We start from the raw sequence: 24,254 nt of genomic DNA, 5'->3' as shown, positions 1-24,254 counted from the left end.
CCTGATGCATTGAGCTTGGCATGTTGGTCGCCCGCTGGCCGACAGGCAGGACGTTACTTTCACCCCCTCACCAACGAGGGGACCACCGGAGTGAACGTCTTGAAGCCACACTTGCAAACCACCATATGGACGCTGCTGGAGGCCAACGCCAGCCAGCGAGAGATCGAGCGGGTCACAGGTATCTCCCGTCACACCATCCGCGCCTACCAGCAACGCTTTGCGGCCGAACGGGCAAACTGCCCCGGGGTGGCCACCGGCTCTGAGGCGGTGGCCAGTCAAACTGCCCCACCCCGGCCACCGGCTCCTGCTGTTGCCCCTGCGCCACTGGCCTCCTCCCTGTGCGAACCCCACCGTGAGTTCATCCAGGCGCAGTTGCGTCTCAAGCGCAACGCCATGGCCATCTTCCAGGACCTGGTCGACCAGCACGGCTTTGCCGGCCAGTACAACTCCGTCAAACGCTTCGTGGCCCGACTGCGCCAGAAGGAGCCCGAGCAGTTCGACCGCCTGAGCTTCCTGCCCGGCGAGGAGATGCAGGTCGACTACGGCGAAGGCGCTCCCACCCGGGTGCCGGGTTCTGATCGGTACCGCAAACCCCGCCTGTTCGTGGCCACGCTGCGCTACTCGCGGGCAAGCTTTCGCTGCGTGGTCTGGAAGTCCAGCCACCAGATCTGGGCCGAGCTGCACGAGCGGGCCTTTCGCTTCTTTGGTGGTTGCCCCCAGTACGTGGTGCTGGACAACCTCAAGGAAGGCGTCATCACGCCCGACCTGTACGAACCCGAACTCAACAAGGTCTACGCTGCCACCCTGGCGCACTACCATGTGGTGGCCGACCCAGCCCGGGTACGCGACCCCAACCGCAAGGGCACGGTCGAGCACGCTATCGGCCACACCCAGGCCACGGCCTTGAAGGGCCGGCGCTTCGAGTCCATCGAGGCCCACAACGAGTTCCTGGCGCACTGGGAGAAGAACTGGGCGGCCAAGCGCATCCACGGCACCGAGCGGCGCCAGGTGCAGGCCATGTTCGAGGAAGAACGCGCCTACCTCAAGGCGCTGCCGCTGTTGGGCATGCAGTATTTCAGCGAGGTCGAGCGCACGGTGTGCGATGACAGTTGCGTGCGCGTCGCGCACAGCAGCTACGCCGCGCGCCCGGCGGCCATCGGATCGAAGGTGCTGGTGCGCATCTACGCCCAGCGCATCGAGATCCGTGAGGCCAGCACGGGCGATCTGCTGCGCACCCACCCCAAGGCCGAGCGTCCTGGCTCTGTCGTGCTGCCCCAGGACGAGCGGGTGTTCAACCCCTCGCGCGAGACCCGCTACATCCTGCGCCAGGCCAGCGAGATCGGCGAACATGCGGCCCGTCTGTGTGAGCTGCTCTTTGCCATCGAGGGGCGGGTCGGGCAGCGCAAGCTCTGGGGCATCGTGGCTCTGGTGCGGCGCTACCCGGCCCACTGCGTCAACGCCGCCTGTGCCCAGGCCCTGGAGCAGGGCATCTACAGCTACAAGCGCGTGCTGGCTTTGAGCGAGGGTCTTTTTGCCCAGGCGCTCGCCGCCATTGAAGCCCATGCCAGCGGTGACAACGGCGCGGTGCTCACCACCCCAGAGCTGACCCAGCAGCACGGGCTCATCCGCGATGTCGATGAGTACGGTGATCTCTTCGCGCACGCCGCAGCCACGGCCACGGCAACCGTATCCAGTACCACCGCTGCCACCACCACCGCACCGGGGAGCCTGGCATGAACCTGGCCGAGATCGAACGCGCGCTGCGCGAATTGCGCCTCTCGGGCATTGCCGAGACCCTGTCGACCCGCGTGATGCAGGCCCAGGCCAGCCAGGAGCCGTTCCTGGAGACCTTCGCCGCCATGCTGCAAGACGAGCTGGACCGGCGCCGAACGCGCCTGATGGAGCGCCGCTACAAGCGCTCGGGGCTGGATGAGAAGGTCACGCTGGCCGACTTTGACTGGCGCTTCAACCCCAAGCTGCCCAGATCGGCCTGCTTTGAGCTGCACACGCTCAAGTTCATCGCAGAGGGCGCCAATGCACTGATCGTGGGCAAGCCCGGCACGGGCAAGAGCCACTTGGCCAAGGCGGTGGCCTACCAGGCCACGCTGGCCGGTCACGATGTGCGCTATCTGGAGGCGGACACCGAGTTTGGCCGCTACGCGCTGGGCAATGCCACCGAGCGGGGCTCACTGCTCAAGGAGTGGGTGCAGCCCGACCTGCTGGTCCTGGATGACCTGTTCCTGGCGCGGCGCATCAGCGAGCACGCCGCCGAGGTGTTGCAGGCCATCGTGCACCAGCGCTACAAGTTGCGCAGGTCGATCGTGGTGACCTCCAACCGGGTGGTGCAGGACTGGGGTAAGTATCTGGGCGACGCCACCATGGCCACCACCATCCTGGACCGCCTGATGCACCGCTGCGCGATGCTGGAATTCGAGGGCAAGAGCTACCGCCTCAAGGAGGCCGCCGCGCGCATCGCCATCAGCCCTGAAGCCTCATAATTCGACCGTCCTGCCTGGAGCAGTTTGACCGGCCACAAGTGGGGCAGTTTGGGGTGGCCATCGGGGTCGATGCCGTGTCGACGATCCTGACCAAAACTGGGCCTCGGATGTCCTCCTCGAGAAGGAGGCCGATACCTACGTGTAGGGTTCCGGACGATTGCATAGATCCTTCGCGTCGTGCACTCTTCGTTAGTCGCGCAGTGATGCGAGAGCTGATCGACAACCTCCGGAGCGCTCAACCATGATTATTCGCCTACACAAAAACGCCACCACAACCCCCGCCACCCGCGCCTACATCCAGTCCTCGTCCTTGTCGGTTGCGGCCTTGGCAGCCGAGTTGGGCGTATCCGAAGACACCATCCGCCGCTGGAAGCGTCGGGACTTTGTGGAAGATCGCCCGCATACCGCGCATCGTTTGCAGACGACGCTCACCCCGGCGCAGGAGCTTTTGGTGGTGGAGCTGCGCAAGACCCTCCAGCTACCCCTTGACGATCTGCTGGTGGTCACACGGGAGTTCATCAACCCCCGGGCCTCACGTTCTGGGCTGTATCGTCTGCTCAAGCGCCATGGCCTATCCCAACTGCCCAGTGAAGCCAAGGATGCGCCTGCTTCCAAGCCATTCAAGACCTACATGCCGGGCTACCTGCACATCGACGTCAAGTACCTGCCGCAGATGCCCGACGAACATCAGAGGCGTTATCTCTTCGTCGCCATTGACCGCGCCACCCGTTGGGTCTTCATCCAGATTAAGCCAAACAAGACCGCAGCCGCGGCCAGAAGCTTCCTGAAGGCCTTGCACAAGACCTGCCCGGTCAGAATCACGCACATCCTCACCGACAACGGCAAGGAGTTCACGGATCGCCTCTTCGCCTCAGGCGCGCGCGCACCGTCCGGGAAGCACGAGTTCGATCAGCTCTGCCAGGCCCTTGGCATCGAGCATCGCCTCACCAAGCCCAGACACCCTCAGACCAATGGCATGGTCGAACGCTTCAACGGCCGTATTGCCGAGGTCCTTGCCACCCATCACTTCAACAGCGCCGAGGACCTCGAGACTACCTTGACCCGTTATGTTTGGCTGTACAACCATCATTTACCCCAGAAGGCAATCGGACACATAACACCTCTGGAGGCCTTGAAAAAGTGGTACGCTCAACGCCCCGATCTTTTCATCTTCAAACCACGTAATCGTCCGGGACCTGACACCTACGCATCTCATCTGTTGATGCCCACCTCGATGTTCAACCCCCGCGTTAGGGCCCTGGGTAACCCTGGCTTTCGCGAGATCGAGGATTTGTCGGAGGTGTTCGCGACGAGCATTTTGGCGACCTGCATGCGAATCGCGGATATCAACACGCTGCCAGTCATCCTTGCATGTTATGGAGCGCATGGCGATCTTCGTTGGCGAAAGGTTGCTGCGGACGTGAATGGGCGCTGGTGGCTTCGACAGCATCTAGATGACGACAGCTTCGCGTACGACCTACTGCGCAATGGTAAACCGCACCCAAGCCCGGGCAAACAGCCGGCCGAAGTGTGGTTTGAGAACTTGGACGCAGACCAATACGAGATGCTGGAGTGCTGTATGCCAAGCCGCGCAGGTGAGGTCATCGCCCTGCTTTACCTTAGCACTGACATGCTCGACGCCCGTTACGACCCACACGTCGGCAAGCGGAAGTTCAATGAGCACGGATCGCGCGTCACTCGCAATTAGCGGCGCACCGCTCCATCCCGTCAATTGCGGGCAAGGATCGTCGGCACGGAAGCGCTTGTGTCCCCGCGCAAATGAAGCAGATCAGGGTTGGAAGATCCACGGTAAATGCAGATAAGGGCGCTGGCCCTTTCACGGCAGCAAGTCGATGCCGAAGGGGCGCACCGCCCAAGCCAGAACAGCAAAGCACAGGACCGTCACGAGCGCGGAGACGGCCAAGGTGGGCCAGAAGCCCAGCCGCTGCAGCAGCGCAGGAAACAGCAGGAACATCGGCAGCGTCGGCAGCACGTACCAGAAGGTGTATTTCGCGTGGTTGCCAATTTGCGCGGGCGGGCGTCCTTCAACCTGCAGCCAGATCAGCGTGAGGATGGTGACCAGCGGCAGGGCCGCGATCAGACCCCCTAGCCGGTCACTGCGCTTGGCAGCTTCGGAGACCAGCACGACCACCGCGGCCGTGATGAGGTACTTCACCGCAATCCAGCCCATCGCGTCTGCTCCCGCTGTTCCGCCGTCGTGTCCAGTCACTTCACGGTGAAGCGGACCGTCACCACCTTCTTGCTCGGCAACGTCAAGGCAGCCACCACTTTCGCCCCGGCGTTGAGCTTCACACCCTTGGCCTCCAGCTTGTTGTCACCCGCCGGCGTCAGTTCTGCCTCGCTCTTGTCGCTGCCGTTGAGCACGGTCAGCTTGCCGGTGGTGCCCTGAACGGCAAAAGGCTTCCCATGGTCTTCGACGTACAGCGTAGCGTTGCCATCCTTGGCCACCAGCTCGAAGCCCAGGTCGTTCGCGCTTTGCACGATCCCGCCGTGCTTGGCCTCGCCAGGTCCGTGGGCGTGCGCGGTGTTCAGGGCCAGCACCGCCGCGGCGGCGGCCAGGGTGTTCAGCAGTCTGTTCATGCGATTTCTCCTTCTTGGCAGCGTCTTTAAGGCGTCGCTGCGTTGGCCCATTCATGCCTCAGAACGCCTCGGCGTCCTCGCGTTGCAACAGCCTCTCCAACGGACGACGGCCCACGGCGGCAAACATCAGCGGCGTGATCAAGGTGTCCAGCAGTGTCGAACTGATCAAGCCGCCAAAGATCACCACCGCCACCGGGTGCAGGATCTCCTTGCCGGGCGCATCAGCGGCCAGCAGCAGCGGCGTCAGCGCAAAGGCCGCCACCAGCGCCGTCATGAGCACCGGCGTCAGCCGCTCCAAGGAGCCGCGCACGATCATCGGCTGGCCGAAGGTCTCGCCTTCGAACTTGCACAGGTTGATGTAGTGGCTGACTTTCAGGATGCCGTTACGCGTGGCGATGCCGGCCAGCGTGATGAAACCCACCATCGAGGCCACCGACAGGCTCACGTCGGCGATCCACATCGCCAGCACGCTGCCGATCAGCGCGAGCGGGATGTTGGCCATGATGACGCCGGCCAGCACCGCGGAGCGGTAGCGGGTGTAGAGCACCAGGAAGATCAGCGCCAGCGAGACCAGCGACAGCAGCACGATCAGCTGGGTGGCCTGCTCCTGTGCCTGGAACTGGCCTTCCAGGCTGACGAAGTAGCCGCCGGGGAGCTTGGTCTCGGCCACCGCCCGGCGGATGTCGCCGACCACCCGGCTCATGTCGGAGCCGTCGGTGTTGGCGTAGACGACGATGCGTCGGCGGCCGTTCTCGCGGCCGATCTGGTTCGGACCGTCACCTTCCTCGACCGAGGCGAAGCTCGACACCGGCACGCGGCCAGCGGGGGTGTCCACCACCAGGTTGGCCAGGTCCTTCGGCCCTCGGCGCTCGTCGGGCAGCCGCAGCACCAGCTCGTAGCGGCGGGCGCCGTCGACGATCTGGGCCAGCTCGCGTCCGTCGGTCAGCGTCTGCAGCGCTTCGACCGCCTGACCTGGGGACAGCCCAAGCTGCGCGGCCTTGCGGTGGTCGATGCGCAGCTTGATCTGCGGGATCAGCACCTGCCGCTCGACGGTCAGGTCCACCAGCCCGGGCACCGTGCCGAGCCGTTGCCGCAGCTGCTCGGCGACGCCGCGCAGCGTGTCCACGTCGTCGCCATACAGCTTGAGCGCGATCTGTGCACGCACACCGGACAGCAAGTGGTCCAGGCGGTGGGAAATCGGCTGGCCGATGGCCACCGCGGCCGGCAGCTGCGCGAGCCGGTCGCGGATGTCCGCCATCACCGCCTCGCGGCCGCGCTCCGAGCGTTTCAGGTCCACATCGATCTCGGCCGAGTGCACCCCCTCGGCGTGTTCGTCCAGCTCGGCGCGCCCGGTGCGGCGGCCGACCTGCACCACCTCCGGCACTTCGGCGATCAGCTTTTCGGCGACAGCGCCGATGCGGTTGGCTTCCTGCAGCGAGGTACCAGGGTTCAACAGCAGCGACAGCACTAGCGAGCCTTCGTTGAATGCCGGCAGGAAGCTGCGTGGAAAGAACGGGACGCTGGCCGCCGCGATCAAAGCGGCCACGGCGGCCGCACCAATCAACAGGCGAGCCCGCGGAAACGACCACACCAGCAGGCGCTCGTCGCGGCGCTTCAGCCATGCCACCAGCGGGCTGTCGCCGTGTTCAAGCCGCTTCATCTTCGGCAGCAGGTAGGCCGACAGCGCCGGCGTCACCGTCATCGACACCAGCATCGACGCGAGGATAGAGACGATGTAGGCGATGCCCAGCGGTGCAAACAGCCGCCCCTCGATGCCCGGCAGCGCAAACAGCGGCACGAACACCAGCACGACGATCAGCGTCGCGTAGACGATGCCCGAGCGCACCTCGACGCTGGCCTGACGCACCACCTCCAGCACCGGCAGCGGCTGGGCCGCCACCCGGTTTTGCTTGAGCCGCCGCACGATGTTCTCGACGTCGACCACCGCGTCGTCCACCAGCTCGCCGATCGCGATCGCCAGCCCGCCCAGCGTCATCACGTTGATCGACTGGCCCAGCAGCTTGAAGATCAAGGCGGTGACGGCCAGCGACAGCGGGATCGCCAGCAGCGAGATCAGTGTCGTGCGGGCCGACAGCAGGAAGGCGAACAGCACGATCGCCACCATCACCGCGCCGTCGCGCAAGGCCTCGGCCACGTTGGTGATCGAGGCGCGGATGAAGTCGGCCTGGCGGAACAGCACCTTCGGCGCGGCCAGGCCTGGCGGCAGGCCGGGTTGCAGTTCGGCGAGTGCAGCCTCGATCTCGCGGGTGAGCTTCACCGTGTCGGCGGTGGGCTGCTTTTGCACGCTGACGATCACTGCTGGTGCGCCGTTGTAGCCGGCGTCGCCGCGCTTGAGCGCTGGCGCAAAGCGCACGGCGGCCACCTGTTCCAGCAGGATCGGCCGTCCCTCGCGGAAGGCGACCGCAACGCCGGCCAGGTCCTCAGGCCGCGTGGTGCGGCCGATGTGCCGGATCAGGTACTCGCGGCTGTGCAGGTCGATGAAGCCGCCGCCCGCGTTGGCCGCGAACCCGCGCAGCGCGTCCTCGACCTGCTGCAGCGTCACGCCGAACTGCGCCATCCGCGCGGTGTCGGGCTCCACGCGCAGCTGCCGCACCTCGCCACCGATCGGAATCACCTGCGAAACCCCGGCAATCGACAGCAGCCGCGGGCGCAGCACGAAGTCCGCGTACTCGCGCGCCTGCATCGGCGTGGCCGGCGCCACCTTGGCCCCTGCAGGGGCGCTGATCGGCAACGCGACCAGCATCACCTCACCCATGATCGACGACACCGGGCCCATGACAGGCGCGATGCCGGCCGGCAGCTGCTCACGCACCAACGCCAGCCGCTCGGCGACGAGTTGCCGGTTCAGGTACTGGTTGGTGCCCCAATCGAACTCGGCATAGACGATCGACAGACCCACACCCGAGGTGGAGCGCACGCGCGTCACGCCCGGCATGCCGTTGAGCGCCGTCTCGATCGGAAAGGTCACCAGCTGCTCGACCTCCTCGGGCGCCATGCCGCCGGCCTCCGTCAGCACCGTGACCAGTGGCTTGTCGAGCGCGGGGAACACGTCCACCGGCGTGCGGGTGGCGGTGAGCGCGCCATAGGCCATCAACAGCACGGCCACCGCCAGCACAAACAGCCGGTTGGCCAGGCTGGCACGAACGATCCAGTTGAACATCGTCGCCCCGTGCCGTTCAGCGGATCTGGTTGACCAGGGCCGCGCCCTGCACGACCACGCGGTTGTCGGGAGCCAGGCCTCGGGTCACGATCACCGTGTTCGCGTCCAGCGGGCGGGCCTCGATGGGCTGCGGGATGAAGCGCTCGGCGCCGGACTTGATCCACACCACCGGTTCGTTGGCTGGGCTGCGGACCACGGCCGCCGCCGGCAGCACGACGCCTTTGACCTGTTCGGTGAGCTGCGCGATCACGGTGACCGGCTGACCAACCGCCAGCGCCACAGTGCCAGCTGGCGCGGTGGCCTTGAAGGTCAGGGGCAGCACACCTTCGCGCAACGAGGCTGCCGCGCCTACCAGCTGCAGCCGGTAGGCCGGCAACCCGGCAAGCTGCGCGCTGCGCAGGCGGCCGGCGAGCCCCGGATCGGCCGTCGTCGCCTCGACCATCAGCCGCGACGGGTCGACGATCTCGAACATCGTTTCGCGCGCCTCGACGACCTGGCCGGTCTGCACATCGGCACGCGCGATCACGCCCGCCACCGGCGCGACGACCGCTTCGCGTGCACGCAGGCTGCCGCCGATGCTGGCCTCGCGTGCCCTCAGGCTGGCCAGCTCGGCCCGCGCCGCCTCGATCTCCTTGCGCGGCGTCGTGCCTTCCAGCGATTCAAGCCGCCGCACCCGCTGCTCGGCGATCTGTCGGTCGGCGCGCAGTTTTGCCAGTTCCGCACGCTGGTTGGCTTCGGCAAACGGCTCGGCATGGTGGCGCAGATAAGCCAGCACCTGGCCGCGCTTGACCGCCTGGCCGGCCACCGGCAGTCCCTGTGGTCCGGCTTCGACCCGGCCGCCATGGATCGCCTGCACACGGCCACCGGCGTTCGGATCGACGATGACCCGGCCGTTCAGCTCCACCGTGGCGGCGGCTTGCGACATCGGCGCCAGCACCGTGCGCAGCTGCATCCGGCGCTGCGCCAGCTTCGGCACGTTGACGCTACCGTCGGGCAGCCGCATCAGCCCGGAGCCGGTGGACGCAGCGGGGCCGTCCAAGTGCTCGCCGTTTGGTCCGTGGGCGCCGGGAGCCGCATGCGCGGCGGTCAGCAGGGACACCAGCGTCACCAGCACGAAGCCGCGGGGACTACGACGCAACCAGGTCATGCGGCGCTCCTGGACAACGAAGACCCGCGCCTGCGGGACCACCAGACAAGGCCAAGCAGCACGGCCGCCACCAGCACCCCGACTGCCCACGCCCAGCTCTGCCAGGTCGCGGCAGCGTGATCCTTGTGCTCCGCCGGCGTCACCTTCAGCACGCCATCGAGCAGGTCGTTGTCGTTGGCTGCGGTGATCGTGATGACCAAGGGGTGCTCGCCGGGCTGCGAGATCGCCTTCAGAAATGCCTCGTCTGCCACCGCGTAGTCGCCGTGGTCGGCGTGGAATTTCGCCACCGCCTTGGCTTTGCCGGCTTCCACCTCTACCTTGGCGTTCAGCACCGGCTCGTTGGTGGCGTAGCGGTCGATCAGAAGGGACAGCTCTCCATCGGCCAGCGTGGCAACCAGTTCGAACAGGTCCGAGTGCGCTTCGACGCGCGGTGCGTCGGTGGCGGGACCATGGGCGTGGCCGCCAGGACCGTCCAGGTGTTCACCGTTGGGGCCATGCGCGCCGGGCGCGGCCAATGCCAGCCACGGGGCGAGCAACAGGGCGGCGAGCCAGCGCCGCGCGGAGATGCGGGTCATGGGGTGATTCCTTGTGCTTGGAGCAGGCGTGCACGGGCCAAGCCGAGCGCCGCCTGTGAGCGCTCGAGGTCGGCTTGGGCCGCGGCGGAGGCAGCCAGCGCGCGCAGCAGTTCCGGCAGGCTGTGATCGCCGGCGTTGAAGGCGCGCTGGACGAGCGCCGCCCGCTCGCTGACGAGCGCATGGCGCTGGCGATCGGCAGCCAGCCGCTCCAGCGCGGCGACATGGGCGTCCTCGGCTTGTTTCAGGGTGGCGTCCACCTGGGCGCGGACGACCTCCAGTTGCCGCTGCGCGACCAGCAGCGTGGAGGACGCCGCGGCCTCCAGCGGCCGGTTGCGCACGTCACCGCCCAGCGGAATTCGCACGCCAACACCGACGCTGTTGCGGGCCTGTGAATCGACACCGCCCGCTTCCTGGCGGTAGCGCAGCAGCAACTCCGGCGGGTCGCGCCGGTCGGCTGCGACTGCAGCCTGCTGACGTTGGGCGTGCTCGACCTGGCGTTCGGCCAACTGCAGATGTGGGTGAGACCCAGTCCCCGCCGCTGAGACCGGCACAGGCTCGTCCAGTTGTTCTGCGGCCGGCGCCGGCATGCCCGCCAGCACCACCCACTGCCGTTCCAGCTCGGTCAGGCGGAGTTGCGCATCGCGCACCGAGGCGACTGCCGAGAGCGCTTCGGCCCGGGCGGCTAGCGCGTCGGAACGCGCCAGGTCACCGGCCTGGACCCGGCGGTCCACGTCTGCGGCCAGCCGCTCAAGCATGTCCCGCTGGGCTTGCGCCTGCCGCAGCTCTGCCCGCGCCCCGACGACCCGCCACGCGAGTTCGCGCACCTGGCCGGCAATCTGCCAACGGCTGAAGGCGGCAGCAGCCTGGGCCATGGCGGTTTGCGCTTCAGCGGCCGCGGTCCGCTTGGCCCGCTGCCCGGGCATCCACAAGGGCAGCGCCGCAGCCAGCTCGGTTTCGCGGCCGGCGCCCGGCGCGCGCTCTAGCCACCGCTCATCGCGGTGCGACAGCTCGATCGCCGGGACAGCCGGCAACAGGCTGGAGGCCGCTGCTCGACTGGCTTCGGCCCTTAAAACCTGGCCCTGTGCCTCGGCGGCTTCCTGGGCGCGTTGCCATGCCGCGTCCACAGCTGTGCGCAGCGCAGAGGCCGAAGGCGCCGGCTGTTGAGCACTGGCAGCGAGGACGGCCAGCGCAAGAGGTATCGCACGCAAGCTGCGCACGGCCCGTGCAAGAAGGGGTTTCACGGTGTTCCGTTGACTCGTGGCCCTCCAGCGCCAAGCGGCACGGGAAGGCGCGACACCAAAGTCACTGCGGCGCGATGCCGCAGCGCGACTTGAAGCCTAGTCAGCGGAGGAGCGTGGAGGTCGCCTGGGCCCTTCGAGGTAGGGCGTAGGTATGCGTGAGATGGAATGGTCGGGGGGCGACGCGGCGACCAAGCGCAGGTGCGGCAGTGCGGGAGGCTCTGCCGGCATGGCTGGAGCGCCCAGCCACTGGTCGACCATCACGTGCTGCACCGACTCGTCGCTGTCATCGACGTGCACGCTGCCGTCGTCGTGGTGGTGGTGGGCCTGCTCCAGCAGGTGCGCCACGGCGTGGTCATCGCCGCTTGTCAGCACGAGCGCCTTCGCCACGGCGGCGAAGCCGTAGCAGGACAGCACGAGACTGAGAATGAAGGCGACAAGCCGGCGAGGCATGTGGGAAGTGTACCGGCTCTTCGTCATTTCGTGTGGAACCCAACAGTCACAATGACTCCTGGTCGTCGAGCCCGGTGGGCATGTGTGCAGGCCGCTGGCCGGCCTGTGCACATGTCCACGAGGCCCCGGCGGCCACCCAAAGTGCTCCACTTATGGCCACCCAAATTGCTCCACCTGACCAGTGGTGACCTGATGCATTGAGCTTGGCATGTTGGTCGCCCGCTGGCCGACAGGCAGGACGTTACTTTCACCCCCTCACCAACGAGGGGACCACCGGAGTGAACGTCTTGAAGCCACACTTGCAAACCACCATATGGACGCTGCTGGAGGCCAACGCCAGCCAGCGAGAGATCGAGCGGGTCACAGGTATCTCCCGTCACACCATCCGCGCCTACCAGCAACGCTTTGCGGCCGAACGGGCAAACTGCCCCGGGGTGGCCACCGGCTCTGAGGCGGTGGCCAGTCAAACTGCCCCACCCCGGCCACCGGCTCCTGCTGTTGCCCCTGCGCCACTGGCTTCCTCCCTGTGCGAACCCCACCGTGAGTTCATCCAGGCGCAGTTGCGTCTCAAGCGCAACGCCATGGCCATCTTCCAGGACCTGGTCGACCAGCACGGCTTTGCCGGCCAGTACAACTCCGTCAAACGCTTCGTGGCCCGACTGCGCCAGAAGGAGCCCGAGCAGTTCGACCGCCTGAGCTTCCTGCCCGGCGAGGAGATGCAGGTCGACTACGGCGAAGGCGCTCCCACCCGGGTGCCGGGTTCTGATCGGTACCGCAAACCCCGCCTGTTCGTGGCCACGCTGCGCTACTCGCGGGCAAGCTTTCGCTGCGTGGTCTGGAAGTCCAGCCACCAGATCTGGGCCGAGCTGCACGAGCGGGCCTTTCGCTTCTTTGGTGGTTGCCCCCAGTACGTGGTGCTGGACAACCTCAAGGAAGGCGTCATCACGCCCGACCTGTACGAACCCGAACTCAACAAGGTCTACGCTGCCACCCTGGCGCACTACCATGTGGTGGCCGACCCAGCCCGGGTACGCGACCCCAACCGCAAGGGCACGGTCGAGCACGCTATCGGCCACACCCAGGCCACGGCCTTGAAGGGCCGGCGCTTCGAGTCCATCGAGGCCCACAACGAGTTCCTGGCGCACTGGGAGAAGAACTGGGCGGCCAAGCGCATCCACGGCACCGAGCGGCGCCAGGTGCAGGCCATGTTCGAGGAAGAACGCGCCTACCTCAAGGCGCTGCCGCTGTTGGGCATGCAGTATTTCAGCGAGGTCGAGCGCACGGTGTGCGATGACAGTTGCGTGCGCGTCGCGCACAGCAGCTACGCCGCGCGCCCGGCGGCCATCGGATCGAAGGTGCTGGTGCGCATCTACGCCCAGCGCATCGAGATCCGTGAGGCCAGCACGGGCGATCTGCTGCGCACCCACCCCAAGGCCGAGCGTCCTGGCTCTGTCGTGCTGCCCCAGGACGAGCGGGTGTTCAACCCCTCGCGCGAGACCCGCTACATCCTGCGCCAGGCCAGCGAGATCGGCGAACATGCGGCCCGTCTGTGTGAGCTGCTCTTTGCCATCGAGGGGCGGGTCGGGCAGCGCAAGCTCTGGGGCATCGTGGCTCTGGTGCGGCGCTACCCGGCCCACTGCGTCAACGCCGCCTGTGCCCAGGCCCTGGAGCAGGGCATCTACAGCTACAAGCGCGTGCTGGCTTTGAGCGAGGGTCTTTTTGCCCAGGCGCTCGCCGCCATTGAAGCCCATGCCAGCGCGACAACGGCGCGGTGCTCACCACCCCAGAGCTGACCCAGCAGCACGGGCTCATCCGCGATGTCGATGAGTACGGTGATCTCTTCGCGCACGCCGCAGCCACGGCCACGGCAACCGTATCCAGTACCACCGCTGCCACCACCACCGCACCGGGGAGCCTGGCATGAACCTGGCCGAGATCGAACGCGCGCTGCGCGAATTGCGCCTCTCGGGCATTGCCGAGACCCTGTCGACCCGCGTGATGCAGGCCCAGGCCAGCCAGGAGCCGTTCCTGGAGACCTTCGCCGCCATGCTGCAAGACGAGCTGGACCGGCGCCGAACGCGCCTGATGGAGCGCCGCTACAAGCGCTCGGGGCTGGATGAGAAGGTCACGCTGGCCGACTTTGACTGGCGCTTCAACCCCAAGCTGCCCAGATCGGCCTGCTTTGAGCTGCACACGCTCAAGTTCATCGCAGAGGGCGCCAATGCACTGATCGTGGGCAAGCCCGGCACGGGCAAGAGCCACTTGGCCAAGGCGGTGGCCTACCAGGCCACGCTGGCCGGTCACGATGTGCGCTATCTGGAGGCGGACACCGAGTTTGGCCGCTACGCGCTGGGCAATGCCACCGAGCGGGGCTCACTGCTCAAGGAGTGGGTGCAGCCCGACCTGCTGGTCCTGGATGACCTGTTCCTGGCGCGGCGCATCAGCGAGCACGCCGCCGAGGTGTTGCAGGCCATCGTGCACCAGCGCTACAAGTTGCGCAGGTCGATCGTGGTGACCTCCAACCGGGTGGTGCAGGACTGGGGTAAGTATCTGGGCGACGCCACCATGGCCACCACCATCCTGGACCGCCTGATGCACCGCTGCGCGATGCTGGAATTCGAGGGCAAGAGCTACCGCCTCAAGGAGGCCGCCGCGCGCATCGCCATCAGCCCTGAAGCCTCATAATTCGACCGTCCTGCCTGGAGCAGTTTGACCGGCCACAAGTGGGGCAGTTTGGGGTGGCCATCGGGGGCTGCGGCTGCTCAATGCGCGGCTGCTGCTGGGGTTGCGGTTGCGGCAGGCCCGCTTCGGCACGCTGCGGCTGCTGCACCGCACCGGCTTCAGTGCGCTGCTGGGGTTGCGGTTGCGGCAGGCCCGCTTCAGTGCGCTGCTCGGTCTGCTGCCCGATACCGGCTTCAGCACGCTGCGGCTGCTGCGGTTGTTGCGGCTGCGACAGGCCCGCTTCAGCGCGCTGCGGCTGCTGCACCGCACCGGCTTCAGTGCGCTGCTGGGGTTGCGGCTGCGACAGGCCCGCTTCAGCACGCTGCGGCTGCTGCACCGCACCGGCTTCAGTGCGCTGCTGGGGTTGCGGTTGCGGCAGGCCCGCTTCGGCACGCTGCGGCTGCTGCACCGCACCGGCTTCAGTGCGCTGCTGGGGTTGCGGTTGCGGCAGGCCCGCTTCAGTGCGCTGCGGTTGCTGGGGTTGCCCAGGGAGCAATCCAGACGCCCATTGCTCACCTTGCTGCCATGCTCCCTGAAGCAGCACCACGGGCTTTTGCCAATTCTCAGCAGCATAATTGCCGACTACGGCGCCTGCGCCGACGCCTAATAAGCGTCCATCCCGTGCCGCAGCAGCACTGATCTCGGCGAGTTTTTCCCTGCCCGCTTGTTGTGCTTCCAGTTGCACCAAACCGGGGTAATGGTACCCAACTGATTTGGTTGCATTTTCCGCGATGATCTTTTCCTCGGCTTCGCGTATCGCTTTTCGTCCGACAAATGGTGCGGCGGCTTTGCCTGCGGCTCTGCCCAAAGGCCCCCCGGCAACAGTCGTTGCCGCGAATAGAAACGTTTCACCCGCCGCCTGCCACGCCGTTCCCTCGTAATTCTGTGCCGTGCGCTGCGCAAACGAGCCGGGGGCCATGCCGATTTTGTCGAGAAGGAATACTGTACCTTTCGGAAGAATGGCGTTCGACGCATTCGACGCCGCGCGGGCCGCCAACGATGGGTCTTTGAGTTCGTTTTCTACGTTCGTCCGTAGTCCTTGTCCGGCGCCGCCCACGTGTGTCCGCCCCTGGTTGACACCTGCCTCGACCTTGCCGATCTGCTCGTTGACGCGCCCTGGCAGACGGCTGGTGACGCTCTTGTCCGGGTCAACGCCTGCCGCTTTCCCCTGTTGCCGCACATCGCCCAGCCACTGCTTGCCTTGAGCGGCCACACCGTCTCGTTCGTCCACCTGATTCAGGCCCTGCTTGAAGAAGGCGCGCACATCCTCTGGCGACTTGAGGTTGCCATATCGCTCTTGCAGCAGTTTGGCGGTTTCTTCGCTGGCGATGCGATCCACGAGCGCCCTCATCTCAGGACTGTTCGTGCGCATGAGGGCATCGACTTCATCCCGGCGGAATCCGTTGTAGGTGTGGCCGTCGATGGTGGCTCTCTCCGTGGCGAGGCGATCCATGATGCGATTGGTCAAGTCTTGATCGACGGTCAGCGATCCTTCGCGGGCATATCCCGCCAGCTCCTTGTATGCCAAGGATTGCTGCCAGTTGGCCGCCGCCTGATCCGACTGGCGCTTGGCCTCGTCCAGGCTTGCCCTTACGCCGCGCATCGCCTTGGCTTCCGACGTTTCGCCAGTGTTGAACTTTTCCTCGCGCGCCACTTGACGCACGCGCTCCATCGCCTGCTGGAACGCCAAGGCTTCCTTGAAGGCGTTTTCCTTGTCTTTGCCGATGGATTCCGCTGCGTTAGCGTTACCAATAAACTTCGCTTGCGCGGCCATGCCGGAGCCAAGGGCTTCAAGTCCGGCGCTGGCTTGTACCGAGCCCAGTAACTGCGCCGACTGCTCTTCGGTCAGGCCATGTTTCGTGGCGAAACGCCGGGCCACATCTTGGGCCTCGTTGTACGCTTTGCTGATGCGGGCCGCATCGCTGTCCGTATAGCCGGTTCCGCTGCTTGCCCCTTTGCCGTGCGAGCGGACAAAGTCCCCCACGCGGCTGTAGGCCGCCGCGATTTCCCGGCCAGCGCTCAGCGTCTGTGAGATGGCCGCCGTCTCCACCGTTTCCGATTGCTGTGTGAGCGCCCGCGCTTCACGGCCTGCGGATGAGACACGGAACGACGCTCTATCCAGCGCCGTGCCAACGTTGAACGTCGCCGACCCGTCTGGATTCGCGTAGGTAAATGACCCGTCCGCGTTCCGGTGCGCCAATACGGGTGTGGGCGTGGTCGAGTATTCCACCATACCGGCTGTGCGCCACTGTCCCACAGATTCGTTGCCCTTGGCAACATCGGCTGCCTGACGCTCCGCCGTGCGGGGCGCACTGACCAGGCCTGCGACCGCTTGCAATCCCACTTCGCCCCCCTTGACGAGGGCCGCTGCCAGCGGAGGGATCGCAACCACCAGCATTCCCGCGACCGCTTGGTCGGATACCGCCATGCTCACGAGCTGCCCCGCCCCTTCGAGTGTTGCCGCCGCCGCGCCAAGCGCGTTTTGGTAGGTTTGCATCTTGACCGTCATGATGTAGTGCACCACGGCGTACAAGGGCGGCCAGAGCTGAACCCATACCAGACTCATCGCATAGGTCTTGAGCACCGGGATCGACAGATGGCCGGCCACGACGGCAAACGCCACGATGATGGGGAATATCGCGTACTGGATGATCTCGATGGCCGACTTGAGCTTGGGCATCGATGACTCGGCGATCTTGGCGAGAACTTCGTAGGTCTGGTTGGTTTGGTAGGCCCCCATGCCGACCGAGTAGCACAGGGCCGCGCGGTTGCTGTCCCCCGCCTGCGCAAACAGCCCGCAGTACGCTTGCACGAAAGCGGTCTGGATCGCCGCCTGCTGGACGATGCTCTGGGCGGTGCTGGCCGTCCCCAGGCCGTGGCTGTATGCGGTGACGATGGCGTTTTGCGTCTTGGCGTTTGCCTGCGTATCACCCGGAAAGAGCTTTAGCCCGTAGCTCGTGATGATGGCCGGAACCACTGCGTTGTTGAGCCTGTCGGTCAAATCCTGGTACGCGGTCGGCGAGCACGCGACGGTTCCCGTCGTCGAGAGCGTGACGTAGAGAGCCGGGTTGGTGTTGCCCAGCGCTGCCCAAAGATTGGTGGACTTGCGCAGCGTGTCGATGGACAGGTATCCACTGATGAGGTCAGGGGCCACGCACTCGCGCATGTATTCCTGGAAGTCCCGCTGCCACGTGCCACTTACCATGTCGGTTGACATGACCTGGGTTTCTTCGAGGATGCGATGCCCGAACATGAGGCCGCGTTTTTGGAACTTCAGGTCATCCGGCAGGGAAAACACCGTCTCATAAGCGCGCGTGAGCCAGTCACCAATCGTGCTGGCTCCGTGCGCCAGCGCTGCCAACCCAATCGGGACATTGGCGACCGTTCGGTTGGGCTCTGCCCCCGTCTTATCGACGAGTATGACGTTGGTCTTGGGCACGAGCATCAACCCGTTGACCAGGGCCACCATGACCACCCAGCGCCAGAAATCTTCGTGCCGCGCTCGGCCAGCCAGCACCGCCAGCGCTAGCGACAGGATGGCAATAAGCGCCAATACCCGCAGCAGACCGGTGAAATTGTTGCTATTGGTGAGGGAGGCGATGGCATTGAATGCCCCCTCCAATTCAAGAATGTTCCAGTACGAATAAACCTCATATGCGATGCTCATTCGCCATCACCCCTTTTTTCGTGTTTCTTTTCCACGCGCAGCGTCCACTCGATGAGCAATCCAATTCCACACCAAAACAAAAGGCCGAAGATTGGGTCGCTTTCTGCCGACGAAGCCAAAACCAAAATGCCGAATATCACCAAAATTGGACGCGGATTGCCAGGCGGCTCACGCAGCGCCTTGGCCCAGCGCTGTATCCACATGGCATCACCGCGCGCCAGGGAACGCCTGCATCGACACCCGCACCGGCTCGGAGAGGCCGCGCCGTAGCTCGGTATGGATGCGCGCGACAGACTGCTGCATATTGAGCAGCGTGCTTACCCTGGCGGCTTCCGCTGTCATCATGGCGTGCGCTTCTTGTCGCAGCTCCGCCAGGCGTTGGCTCATTTTTTCAAGGTTTTCTTTGGCGACCGTCGAATCGGTGCTCTTGTTGTTGTAGAGCGCTTTCTGTAGCTCCTTGGACACCTCGTTGAAGAACGAAAACGCCAAGTCCATCGCAATCAGTTGAGACATACTGTCCACCATCGGTTCGGATAGACCTCCGCCCATCGTCACGATTTTCCAAACCGGAACAAATGTCCCCTGAAGGAACTTGTATTCATCCGCCGTCAGGGTGTTCGCCGTGCGTGAGTTGATTTTTGCGACGATGCCCTGTAGCTTGTCTCGCGAGTATTTGGCGAACGACAATGCCGTGGTGCTGGCTTCCCCAGGATTGAGGCAATCATAGTCTGGGCACTTCATCACCTTGATCGTCGTCGAGGCGCTGGCCGGATCACCAATGAAGTCCTTGAATGTGAGTTTCTGTGGCGGCCCGCGAAACTGAATGTCGGGTTTGCTGTCGTCGCTCTTGTTGCGCCGGATGATGACGGTGCCCACCAGGCTCATCATCATCTCCTTCATTTCCGAGTCGCCAATATTGATCCGATTGAGTGCCTGCCACACGACATTGACATCTGCCAGACGCTCCTTGTTGCGGGCGTCGGCGTTGATCTGGGTGTTCGTCTGGGCGTTGGTAGTACTAGGTGGCTGGGTAAACAGGTTCCAGCGCGACTTCCAGGAGTCGGATGCAAAGTTGTAGGCCGGGTCAAGCCCCGATTTCGCCGCGTAGCGCTGCGCCACTTCCTGATCCGGCCATGCTGCCGTGACAAGGCCCGTGGCAAGCTGGCACGAGTTGAGGTTGAAATTGTTGAGCTTGGATGCTTGATCCTGCGCCCACTTCAGCAATCCCGCCAGTTCTGGTGAAATGGACTCGATGGCAAGCTGAAACGCCACACCGATTGCGTTGTTTGCCAGGTTCTGCAATAACGCGGTCAGTTGCTCTGCATTCAAAAAAGAAAACGACCCGGCAAACAGATCGATGCCGCCGCATCCGGCTTTGACGCTGGGCGGGGCCAGGCTAAACAGGTTGTAGTTGCGCTGCGGCGCACGCATGTACAGGCTGCCGCCAGCGAATGCGGTGCCCGTCTGCCCTTTTAGTATCTGCGGGCCAGATACGTTTCCGTATGCGCCAAGTTCGTTGAAAAAAGACTGCATCTCGGAGTTTATGTTTGCCGAAGCCGGTCCAGTCAGAGCGAGTGACACCGCTGCGGCAACGAGGGCTTTCTTGAACATAGGCCGTCCTTTCTCAGTAGAGGTCACCTGGGCGCGTGCTGGTCAGGATGTAGATTCGCTCAATGACATCTTGAGCCGAAATCACGCCAGAACCCAGCGGAATCAACTGCTTCGTCTTGGGGTTGCCCAGCACAAGCATGGGAACGCTCTTCACCGACAGGCGCTCAGCCAATCCGTTATCCGGCTGCGGATTGGGATATTCGGGGATGCCGCGCCCATCGATGCTGATGGGGAAAACAGTCAAACCGTATGTGTCGCTCAGGAAGCGCAAGGTCGGTGCCATGCGATGGCAAAACGGGCAGTCGGAGCGGAAGAAGAAGAATATCCCCCACTCTTTCTTGATGGCGTCGAGCGCCCGCATCTCCTTCTTGAAGCGCTCCTTGTTGTAGGTGTCGATGGCGGCATTGTTGACCGGGCGCTTGAGTTCGTAGTTGAGCTCCGGGTTTTGCCAAATCACGCGCCGCCATACATCGGAAAACACCCCCGCCATCTGCCCAACTTCGTTTTGCAGTCGGATGTACTCGGCCACATGCTCAGGCGTTGGTTCCAGAACGGCCTTGGCGCGCGCCTCCTTTAGGCGCTGCTGTAGGGCCTCCAGCCGTTGCAACGCTGTGGACTGGTCGGGCTGTTTCTGCTTTGGGGCCTTCGCTTGCGGCTTGGCTGGTGCGTCTGGCTTCTTTTGCGGTTCCTCGTCGCAGTACCAGTTGAACTTGGCGGCATCGCAGGCGAAGGCAGACGGGTAGTCGATGGCCGCGCGCGCCGGGAGCGCGCCCGCCAGCAGCGCGAGCACGCCCGCCAGCAGCACGGCGACACCCCCTCTGTCGTTGATGCCTGCCAACACCGCTTACCCCCCGGCACGTTTGGATGCGCCAGGCAGGCCGGGCTGAAGACGTGCCCGCACCTGCTCCGTGATGTCTGCAATCGGTTGCGCCGCACTCGGCATCGCCACGATCGCCGCTGCGTTGACGATGGCGCAGCCGCATTCCTTGGCCGTGACCGCCAGTGCGGCATCGAGGTGCTGGCCGAACTCGGCAGCGCGCCGGATGGCGGCTTCCTGCTGTTCTTTCGGGGTGTCCGGTTTGATGGCCGCCGTCAGTGCCTGGGTGTGCTCGTGAACGAGCGATTGGATATTGACGGCAGCCAGCTTGGGCGTCGGGTGGGTGTACACCCATGCCCAGCCCACGAGACATGCGGACGCGACCGAGAGCGCCCAGGTGATGATGTGGCCTTTCATATCCCCCCTTCGCTCAGTGCCACGAAACCTGGTTCCAAGTCGAGTAGCCAGGGGGCTGCCAGTTGAGAATCCAGGCCGATACCCTGGCCGCGCCGTGCCCCTTCTTGAGCATGTCGTTCGACAGCGTGACGAGGCGCTCCTTCGCGCGCGCCTTGACCGTGCCCGCAGCCATCCATAGGGTCTCGACGTTTTCAGGCCGTGGATGTGGGCCGAGCAGCGCTGCGCCCATGCTGCGCCATTCTTCAGCCAGCCGCCATGCCCGAATCTCGCACGCTTCCTCAACCTCCAGTGGCAGTTGTTCGCGCGCAACCGCCCCGGCCAGCGCCCGACGCTCGCACTCGATGAAGTACCGTCGGGCCATGCGCCCCTTGTCGTTGTTCTCCACCATCGACAGCTCCTTTGCCATGTCGAGGGTTAGCTGGTACTCGGAACTGGGGCGCCCACGGCCTCGGGGATTTTTCCCCAAATCTGGGGAAAAATCCCCAAAGTCTTGATTTTCAACGAACTGGTACTTCTCGATGCGGTCCTTGATCCACGTCGTGAAGTCCTTCCCAATCTCAAGGAAGGCGTGTAGATCGCGGGCGTTGCAGACGTACTGCTCGACGCCGCCGATGCAGCCGACGAAGACCGGTATGAGGTCGCCCGTGGGCGCTTGCGCAACAGGAGTGTTGTCTGACATCAGGCTTTCCTTCCAGCGCTATCGAAGATAGCAAAACCAGTGGCCGGAATCGATACCCTAAACGGGTCACAAAATGCTCTCTTTACCGTCAGCCTCGTTGCGCCAGCAGGGTATCGATGGCATCGACCAGCGACGCCCCTTGCTCCTTGAGCGCCTTGATCGCCTGGAAGTCCTCGGCCCGCGTCGAGTAAAGCATCATCGAGAAGGGGTCGAGGATGAGGCGGCCCACACCCGATCCAACAGGGCCGTGCACAAATATCTCCGAATAGTGCCCGTGCTCGGTCGTGACGCTGGACAACTGGCGCTTCATCCACTCGTCCACATGCAGCTTGCCTTCCTTGCCAAGCCGTTCGATCGACTCCGGTTTCTGCCTGAGCAGAAATAGCCAGTCGGCGTTCTGAATGGCGGCCTTGGTGGCCTCGTTTTTGTAATAGTCCTCGACCGACTGTGTGATGGTGCCGAACGCGCCGCCATACTTGCGCGCGCGTCGGTAGCCGGCCTCGATGAACGAAGCGCTCGATCCGCTGCCCATCAAGTCCCACGCCTCGTCGATGATGACGAGCTTGCGGCGTGAGCGGTCAAAGTACATCTCCTGCGTGATGCGATACATCATCAGTTGCATCACGACAGCTTGCAAGTCCTTCTTGCTCTTGAGTTCTTCGAGTTCGAGGACGACGAAGTTCTTGTGAAACTGGATATTGGCTTCGCCTTCGAAGTAGCTCGCATAGACGCCGTAGCGCGTGTAGGGCTCCAGTGACGTCGCCAGACGGGCAAGGTCGCGCTCGTGCTCGGCGTCGTCCGATAGCCGTCCGGTCTTGAGCAGGTCGTACACGTCGGTGATGGTGGCGCGCTTGCCTTTGGTGTCCCACACGCGCTTGGTGGCCGCCGCGAGCGCCGAGTAGCTGTAGTTGTCCAGTGGCTCCCGAGGGGATGCCATTTGCGCCAGCAGTGGCAGCAGCATTTCCATGTCGTTGTTGATGTCCACGATCATGGAAAACGGGTTCAGGCAGATGGTGTTTTTGCGCTCATCAGAAAACTCGATGAACTCGCCATCGATCAGGTCGCACAGGTTGCGGTAGGAGCGCCCAACATCGACGATCCACACCTTGGCGCCCGCCCCCATGTAGCGAAACGCCAGTTCGTTGACGAACACCGATTTGCCCGACCCCGACAGCGCGGCGACCGCGAAGTTGTAGTTGCCGCCCTTGTTGTCGAACAGGTCGAATGTCATGATCTGCCCGCGCCGCCCGAACAGGGTGATCATGGGCGTCTCGGTGCCTTTCCATTCGGCGATGAGCGGCGAGGTCATGACGGCGTTGTCTGCCGTCTTGGTGCCCGCGCGCCCGAAGAGGCGCAAGTCTTTCTGCAACCCAGGGGTTAGCGTGCACGGCATGGCCGCCACCAGCGCCTGGTGCTGGAGGTAGAAGTCCTTGGCAAGATCGAAGCCACGCGCGCGCCAGACGGCCCGCACCGCGTGTTCGCTGCGCGAGGCATCCTCCAGGCGCGACACCAGCACCATCTGGTGGTACATCTGAACGACGTTGCGCCCGTTGTCGAATGCCCGCAGCACCATGTCCCAGTCGCGCTTGCGGTCTTGTAGGTCGGGCTGGAAGTGGGCCATGTAGGAACCGGCGGCTTGCGTGGCGCGCGCGGCCTTCATCTGCGCCTTGGTGCGGGCCGACTCGTAGTCAAGGATGATGGCCCCCATCGTGATCAGGAACGGGCAAGGGATGGCGAGCGCCAGTTGGTAGTAGTCGCCGATGAGGGCACCCATCGCGCCCAGCCGGTAGTACTTGGGGTACTGCCGCACGGAAAAGCATTGCAGCGCGGTTTCTTCTTGCCCGGCCTTTTGGAACTTGATGAGGTGGTCGGCCACGGCGGACGCCACTTCCAGGTTGGAGACCTGTTGTCGCAGCGGCCTGGTGTCGTCGTAATCCAATACGCGGTCGCCACCCCGACCAAAGATGCGCTCGTGGTCGAAAAAGTCCGCGACGAAGTTGATAAGTTCCTGCGGCCCCCAGTCCGTGCCGGGTAGATGCGCCGAGCGCAGGGTTGCATGCACGCTTTCCCGGATGCGCATGGCCTCTTCTACATCCGCCGGTTTGTCGGGATGCAGCGGCATCGTGATCGAGATGACGCACCGGTAGTCGCGCAGCAGGTACACGTGATGGCTGAACAGCGACTTGCTCGTCCCCTTGAGGTAGTGGTCGATGCGACGGCGCGCCAGGGCGCGGTAGATGTTTTTGTTTCTTCGATCCACTGCATTGTCGTCCCGGTCTGGATCGACGGGCAGCATGTTGGCCTGCTGCCGCAGCACGGGCAGGATGTGCGGTGTGGCGTATAGCGTGATCTGAATCCCCGTTCCCGGCGGGCACGACATGAACAGACTCGCCAGCACCCGCTCCATCTCTTCGTTGGCGCCGGTTTGCGGCATGGTCTCGATGCAAAAGCCCAAGCTGTACTCGTCCGACTGCCCGAACGCGCCGTTGTCGAGCACGAAGAGCTTTTCTTGCGGCATCCAGCCCAGGTAGGGCAGCAGGCCCGTCAGCCGCGGGATTTGCGCGATGCTCTCCAGCAGCGAGCGCGGCACGGCATCGGCGGGGGCGAAGCGTTCGCCGAAAAACAGCAATTTGAGCGCGTCCAACATGG

General features: G+C 64.5%; 17 protein-coding genes and 2 pseudogenes. 5 read left to right on the top strand and 14 right to left on the bottom strand.

The genetic code is table 11. The features are described 5' to 3' along the window. Nucleotides 1–90: 90 nt before the first annotated feature. The 3 genes and pseudogenes from istA (ACPP3B_RS12675) to ACPP3B_RS12665 all read left to right on the top strand — a co-directional run. Nucleotides 91–1,737 (top strand): IS21 family transposase, encoded by a 1,647-nt coding sequence (gene istA, locus ACPP3B_RS12675; RefSeq protein ID WP_424859216.1) that lies wholly within the window; start codon nucleotides 91–93, stop codon nucleotides 1,735–1,737. Next, nucleotides 1,734–2,498 (top strand): IS21-like element helper ATPase IstB, encoded by a 765-nt coding sequence (gene istB / locus ACPP3B_RS12670; protein WP_045786199.1) that lies wholly within the window; start codon nucleotides 1,734–1,736, stop codon nucleotides 2,496–2,498. Before istA (ACPP3B_RS12675) ends, istB (ACPP3B_RS12670) begins: the two co-directional genes overlap by 4 nt. A 241-nt stretch (nucleotides 2,499–2,739) precedes the next feature. Next, a pseudogene (locus tag ACPP3B_RS12665) lies at nucleotides 2,740–3,699 on the top strand (IS481 family transposase); the annotation flags it as partial. Between the two features lie 636 nt (nucleotides 3,700–4,335). Here the strand turns inward: ACPP3B_RS12665 and ACPP3B_RS12660 are convergent. The 7 genes from ACPP3B_RS12660 to ACPP3B_RS12630 all read right to left on the bottom strand — a co-directional run bounded on the left by ACPP3B_RS12660 (nucleotide 4,336) and on the right by ACPP3B_RS12630 (nucleotide 11,693). Next, complete coding sequence (locus tag ACPP3B_RS12660) at nucleotides 4,336–4,689, bottom strand: DUF3147 family protein (protein WP_424859215.1); 354 nt, start codon at nucleotides 4,687–4,689, stop codon at nucleotides 4,336–4,338. A 35-nt stretch (nucleotides 4,690–4,724) separates the two neighbouring features. Further along, on the bottom strand, nucleotides 4,725–5,099 hold the full coding sequence (locus tag ACPP3B_RS12655) for a hypothetical protein (protein ID WP_424859214.1): 375 nt from the start codon (nucleotides 5,097–5,099) through the stop codon (nucleotides 4,725–4,727). Between the two features lie 58 nt (nucleotides 5,100–5,157). Further along, nucleotides 5,158–8,280 (bottom strand): efflux RND transporter permease subunit, encoded by a 3,123-nt coding sequence (locus tag ACPP3B_RS12650; RefSeq protein ID WP_424859213.1) that lies wholly within the window; start codon nucleotides 8,278–8,280, stop codon nucleotides 5,158–5,160. 16 nt (nucleotides 8,281–8,296) lie between these two features. Further along, entirely contained in the window at nucleotides 8,297–9,427 is a 1,131-nt protein-coding gene (locus tag ACPP3B_RS12645; RefSeq protein WP_424859212.1) for an efflux RND transporter periplasmic adaptor subunit, read from the bottom strand. Next, nucleotides 9,424–10,002 carry a hypothetical protein gene (locus ACPP3B_RS12640; RefSeq protein WP_424859211.1) on the bottom strand — a complete coding sequence of 193 codons (579 nt, stop codon included), beginning with the start codon at nucleotides 10,000–10,002 and terminating at the stop codon, nucleotides 9,424–9,426. Before ACPP3B_RS12640 ends, ACPP3B_RS12645 begins: the two co-directional genes overlap by 4 nt. Then, nucleotides 9,999–11,243: a TolC family protein gene (locus tag ACPP3B_RS12635; protein WP_424859210.1), complete on the bottom strand. Its 1,245-nt coding sequence runs from the start codon at nucleotides 11,241–11,243 to the stop codon at nucleotides 9,999–10,001. The genes ACPP3B_RS12640 and ACPP3B_RS12635 overlap by 4 nt, the downstream gene beginning before the upstream one ends. 96 nt (nucleotides 11,244–11,339) lie before the next feature. Next, nucleotides 11,340–11,693 (bottom strand): hypothetical protein, encoded by a 354-nt coding sequence (locus tag ACPP3B_RS12630; RefSeq protein WP_424859209.1) that lies wholly within the window; start codon nucleotides 11,691–11,693, stop codon nucleotides 11,340–11,342. Nucleotides 11,694–11,971: 278 nt separating this feature from the next. Here ACPP3B_RS12630 and istA (ACPP3B_RS12625) point away from each other — a divergent pair. Further along, nucleotides 11,972–13,617: pseudogene (istA, locus tag ACPP3B_RS12625) on the top strand (IS21 family transposase). Beyond that, nucleotides 13,614–14,378 carry an IS21-like element helper ATPase IstB gene (istB, locus tag ACPP3B_RS12620; RefSeq protein WP_045786199.1) on the top strand — a complete coding sequence of 255 codons (765 nt, stop codon included), beginning with the start codon at nucleotides 13,614–13,616 and terminating at the stop codon, nucleotides 14,376–14,378. Before istA (ACPP3B_RS12625) ends, istB (ACPP3B_RS12620) begins: the two are co-directional and overlap by 4 nt. Here the strand turns inward: istB (ACPP3B_RS12620) and ACPP3B_RS12615 are convergent. The 7 genes from ACPP3B_RS12615 to traC form a co-directional block, all read right to left on the bottom strand. Then, on the bottom strand, nucleotides 14,359–18,081 hold the full coding sequence (locus tag ACPP3B_RS12615; protein WP_424859208.1) for a conjugal transfer protein TraG N-terminal domain-containing protein: 3,723 nt from the start codon (nucleotides 18,079–18,081) through the stop codon (nucleotides 14,359–14,361). The genes istB (ACPP3B_RS12620) and ACPP3B_RS12615 overlap by 20 nt on opposite strands. Then, nucleotides 18,078–18,284, bottom strand: a complete 207-nt coding sequence (locus tag ACPP3B_RS12610) for a hypothetical protein (protein ID WP_424859207.1) — start codon at nucleotides 18,282–18,284, stop codon at nucleotides 18,078–18,080. The genes ACPP3B_RS12615 and ACPP3B_RS12610 overlap by 4 nt, the downstream gene beginning before the upstream one ends. A 4-nt stretch (nucleotides 18,285–18,288) precedes the next feature. Then, the gene (locus ACPP3B_RS12605; protein WP_424859206.1) at nucleotides 18,289–19,692 is read right to left on the bottom strand and encodes a conjugal transfer protein TraH; all 1,404 of its coding nucleotides are present in this window, start codon (nucleotides 19,690–19,692) and stop codon (nucleotides 18,289–18,291) included. A gap of 13 nt (nucleotides 19,693–19,705) precedes the next feature. Next, nucleotides 19,706–20,530, bottom strand: coding sequence for a conjugal transfer protein TraF (locus tag ACPP3B_RS12600; RefSeq protein ID WP_424859205.1), 825 nt, complete (start codon nucleotides 20,528–20,530; stop codon nucleotides 19,706–19,708). A gap of 6 nt (nucleotides 20,531–20,536) precedes the next feature. Continuing rightward, the gene (locus tag ACPP3B_RS12595; protein WP_424859204.1) at nucleotides 20,537–20,926 is read right to left on the bottom strand and encodes a hypothetical protein; all 390 of its coding nucleotides are present in this window, start codon (nucleotides 20,924–20,926) and stop codon (nucleotides 20,537–20,539) included. A gap of 13 nt (nucleotides 20,927–20,939) precedes the next feature. Next, a complete protein-coding gene (locus ACPP3B_RS12590; RefSeq protein ID WP_424859203.1) occupies nucleotides 20,940–21,605 on the bottom strand; it encodes an antA/AntB antirepressor family protein in 666 nt (221 codons plus the stop codon). Between the two features lie 88 nt (nucleotides 21,606–21,693). Next, entirely contained in the window at nucleotides 21,694–24,252 is a 2,559-nt protein-coding gene (traC, locus tag ACPP3B_RS12585; protein WP_424859202.1) for a type IV secretion system protein TraC, read from the bottom strand. Nucleotides 24,253–24,254 lie beyond the last annotated feature (2 nt).

The organism is Tepidimonas sp. HKU77, from assembly GCF_049728535.1.
GTDB lineage: Bacteria > Pseudomonadota > Gammaproteobacteria > Burkholderiales > Burkholderiaceae_C > Tepidimonas.
Note: the sequence above shows the minus strand (reverse complement) of the source record. Positions and strands in the feature narration are given on the sequence as shown.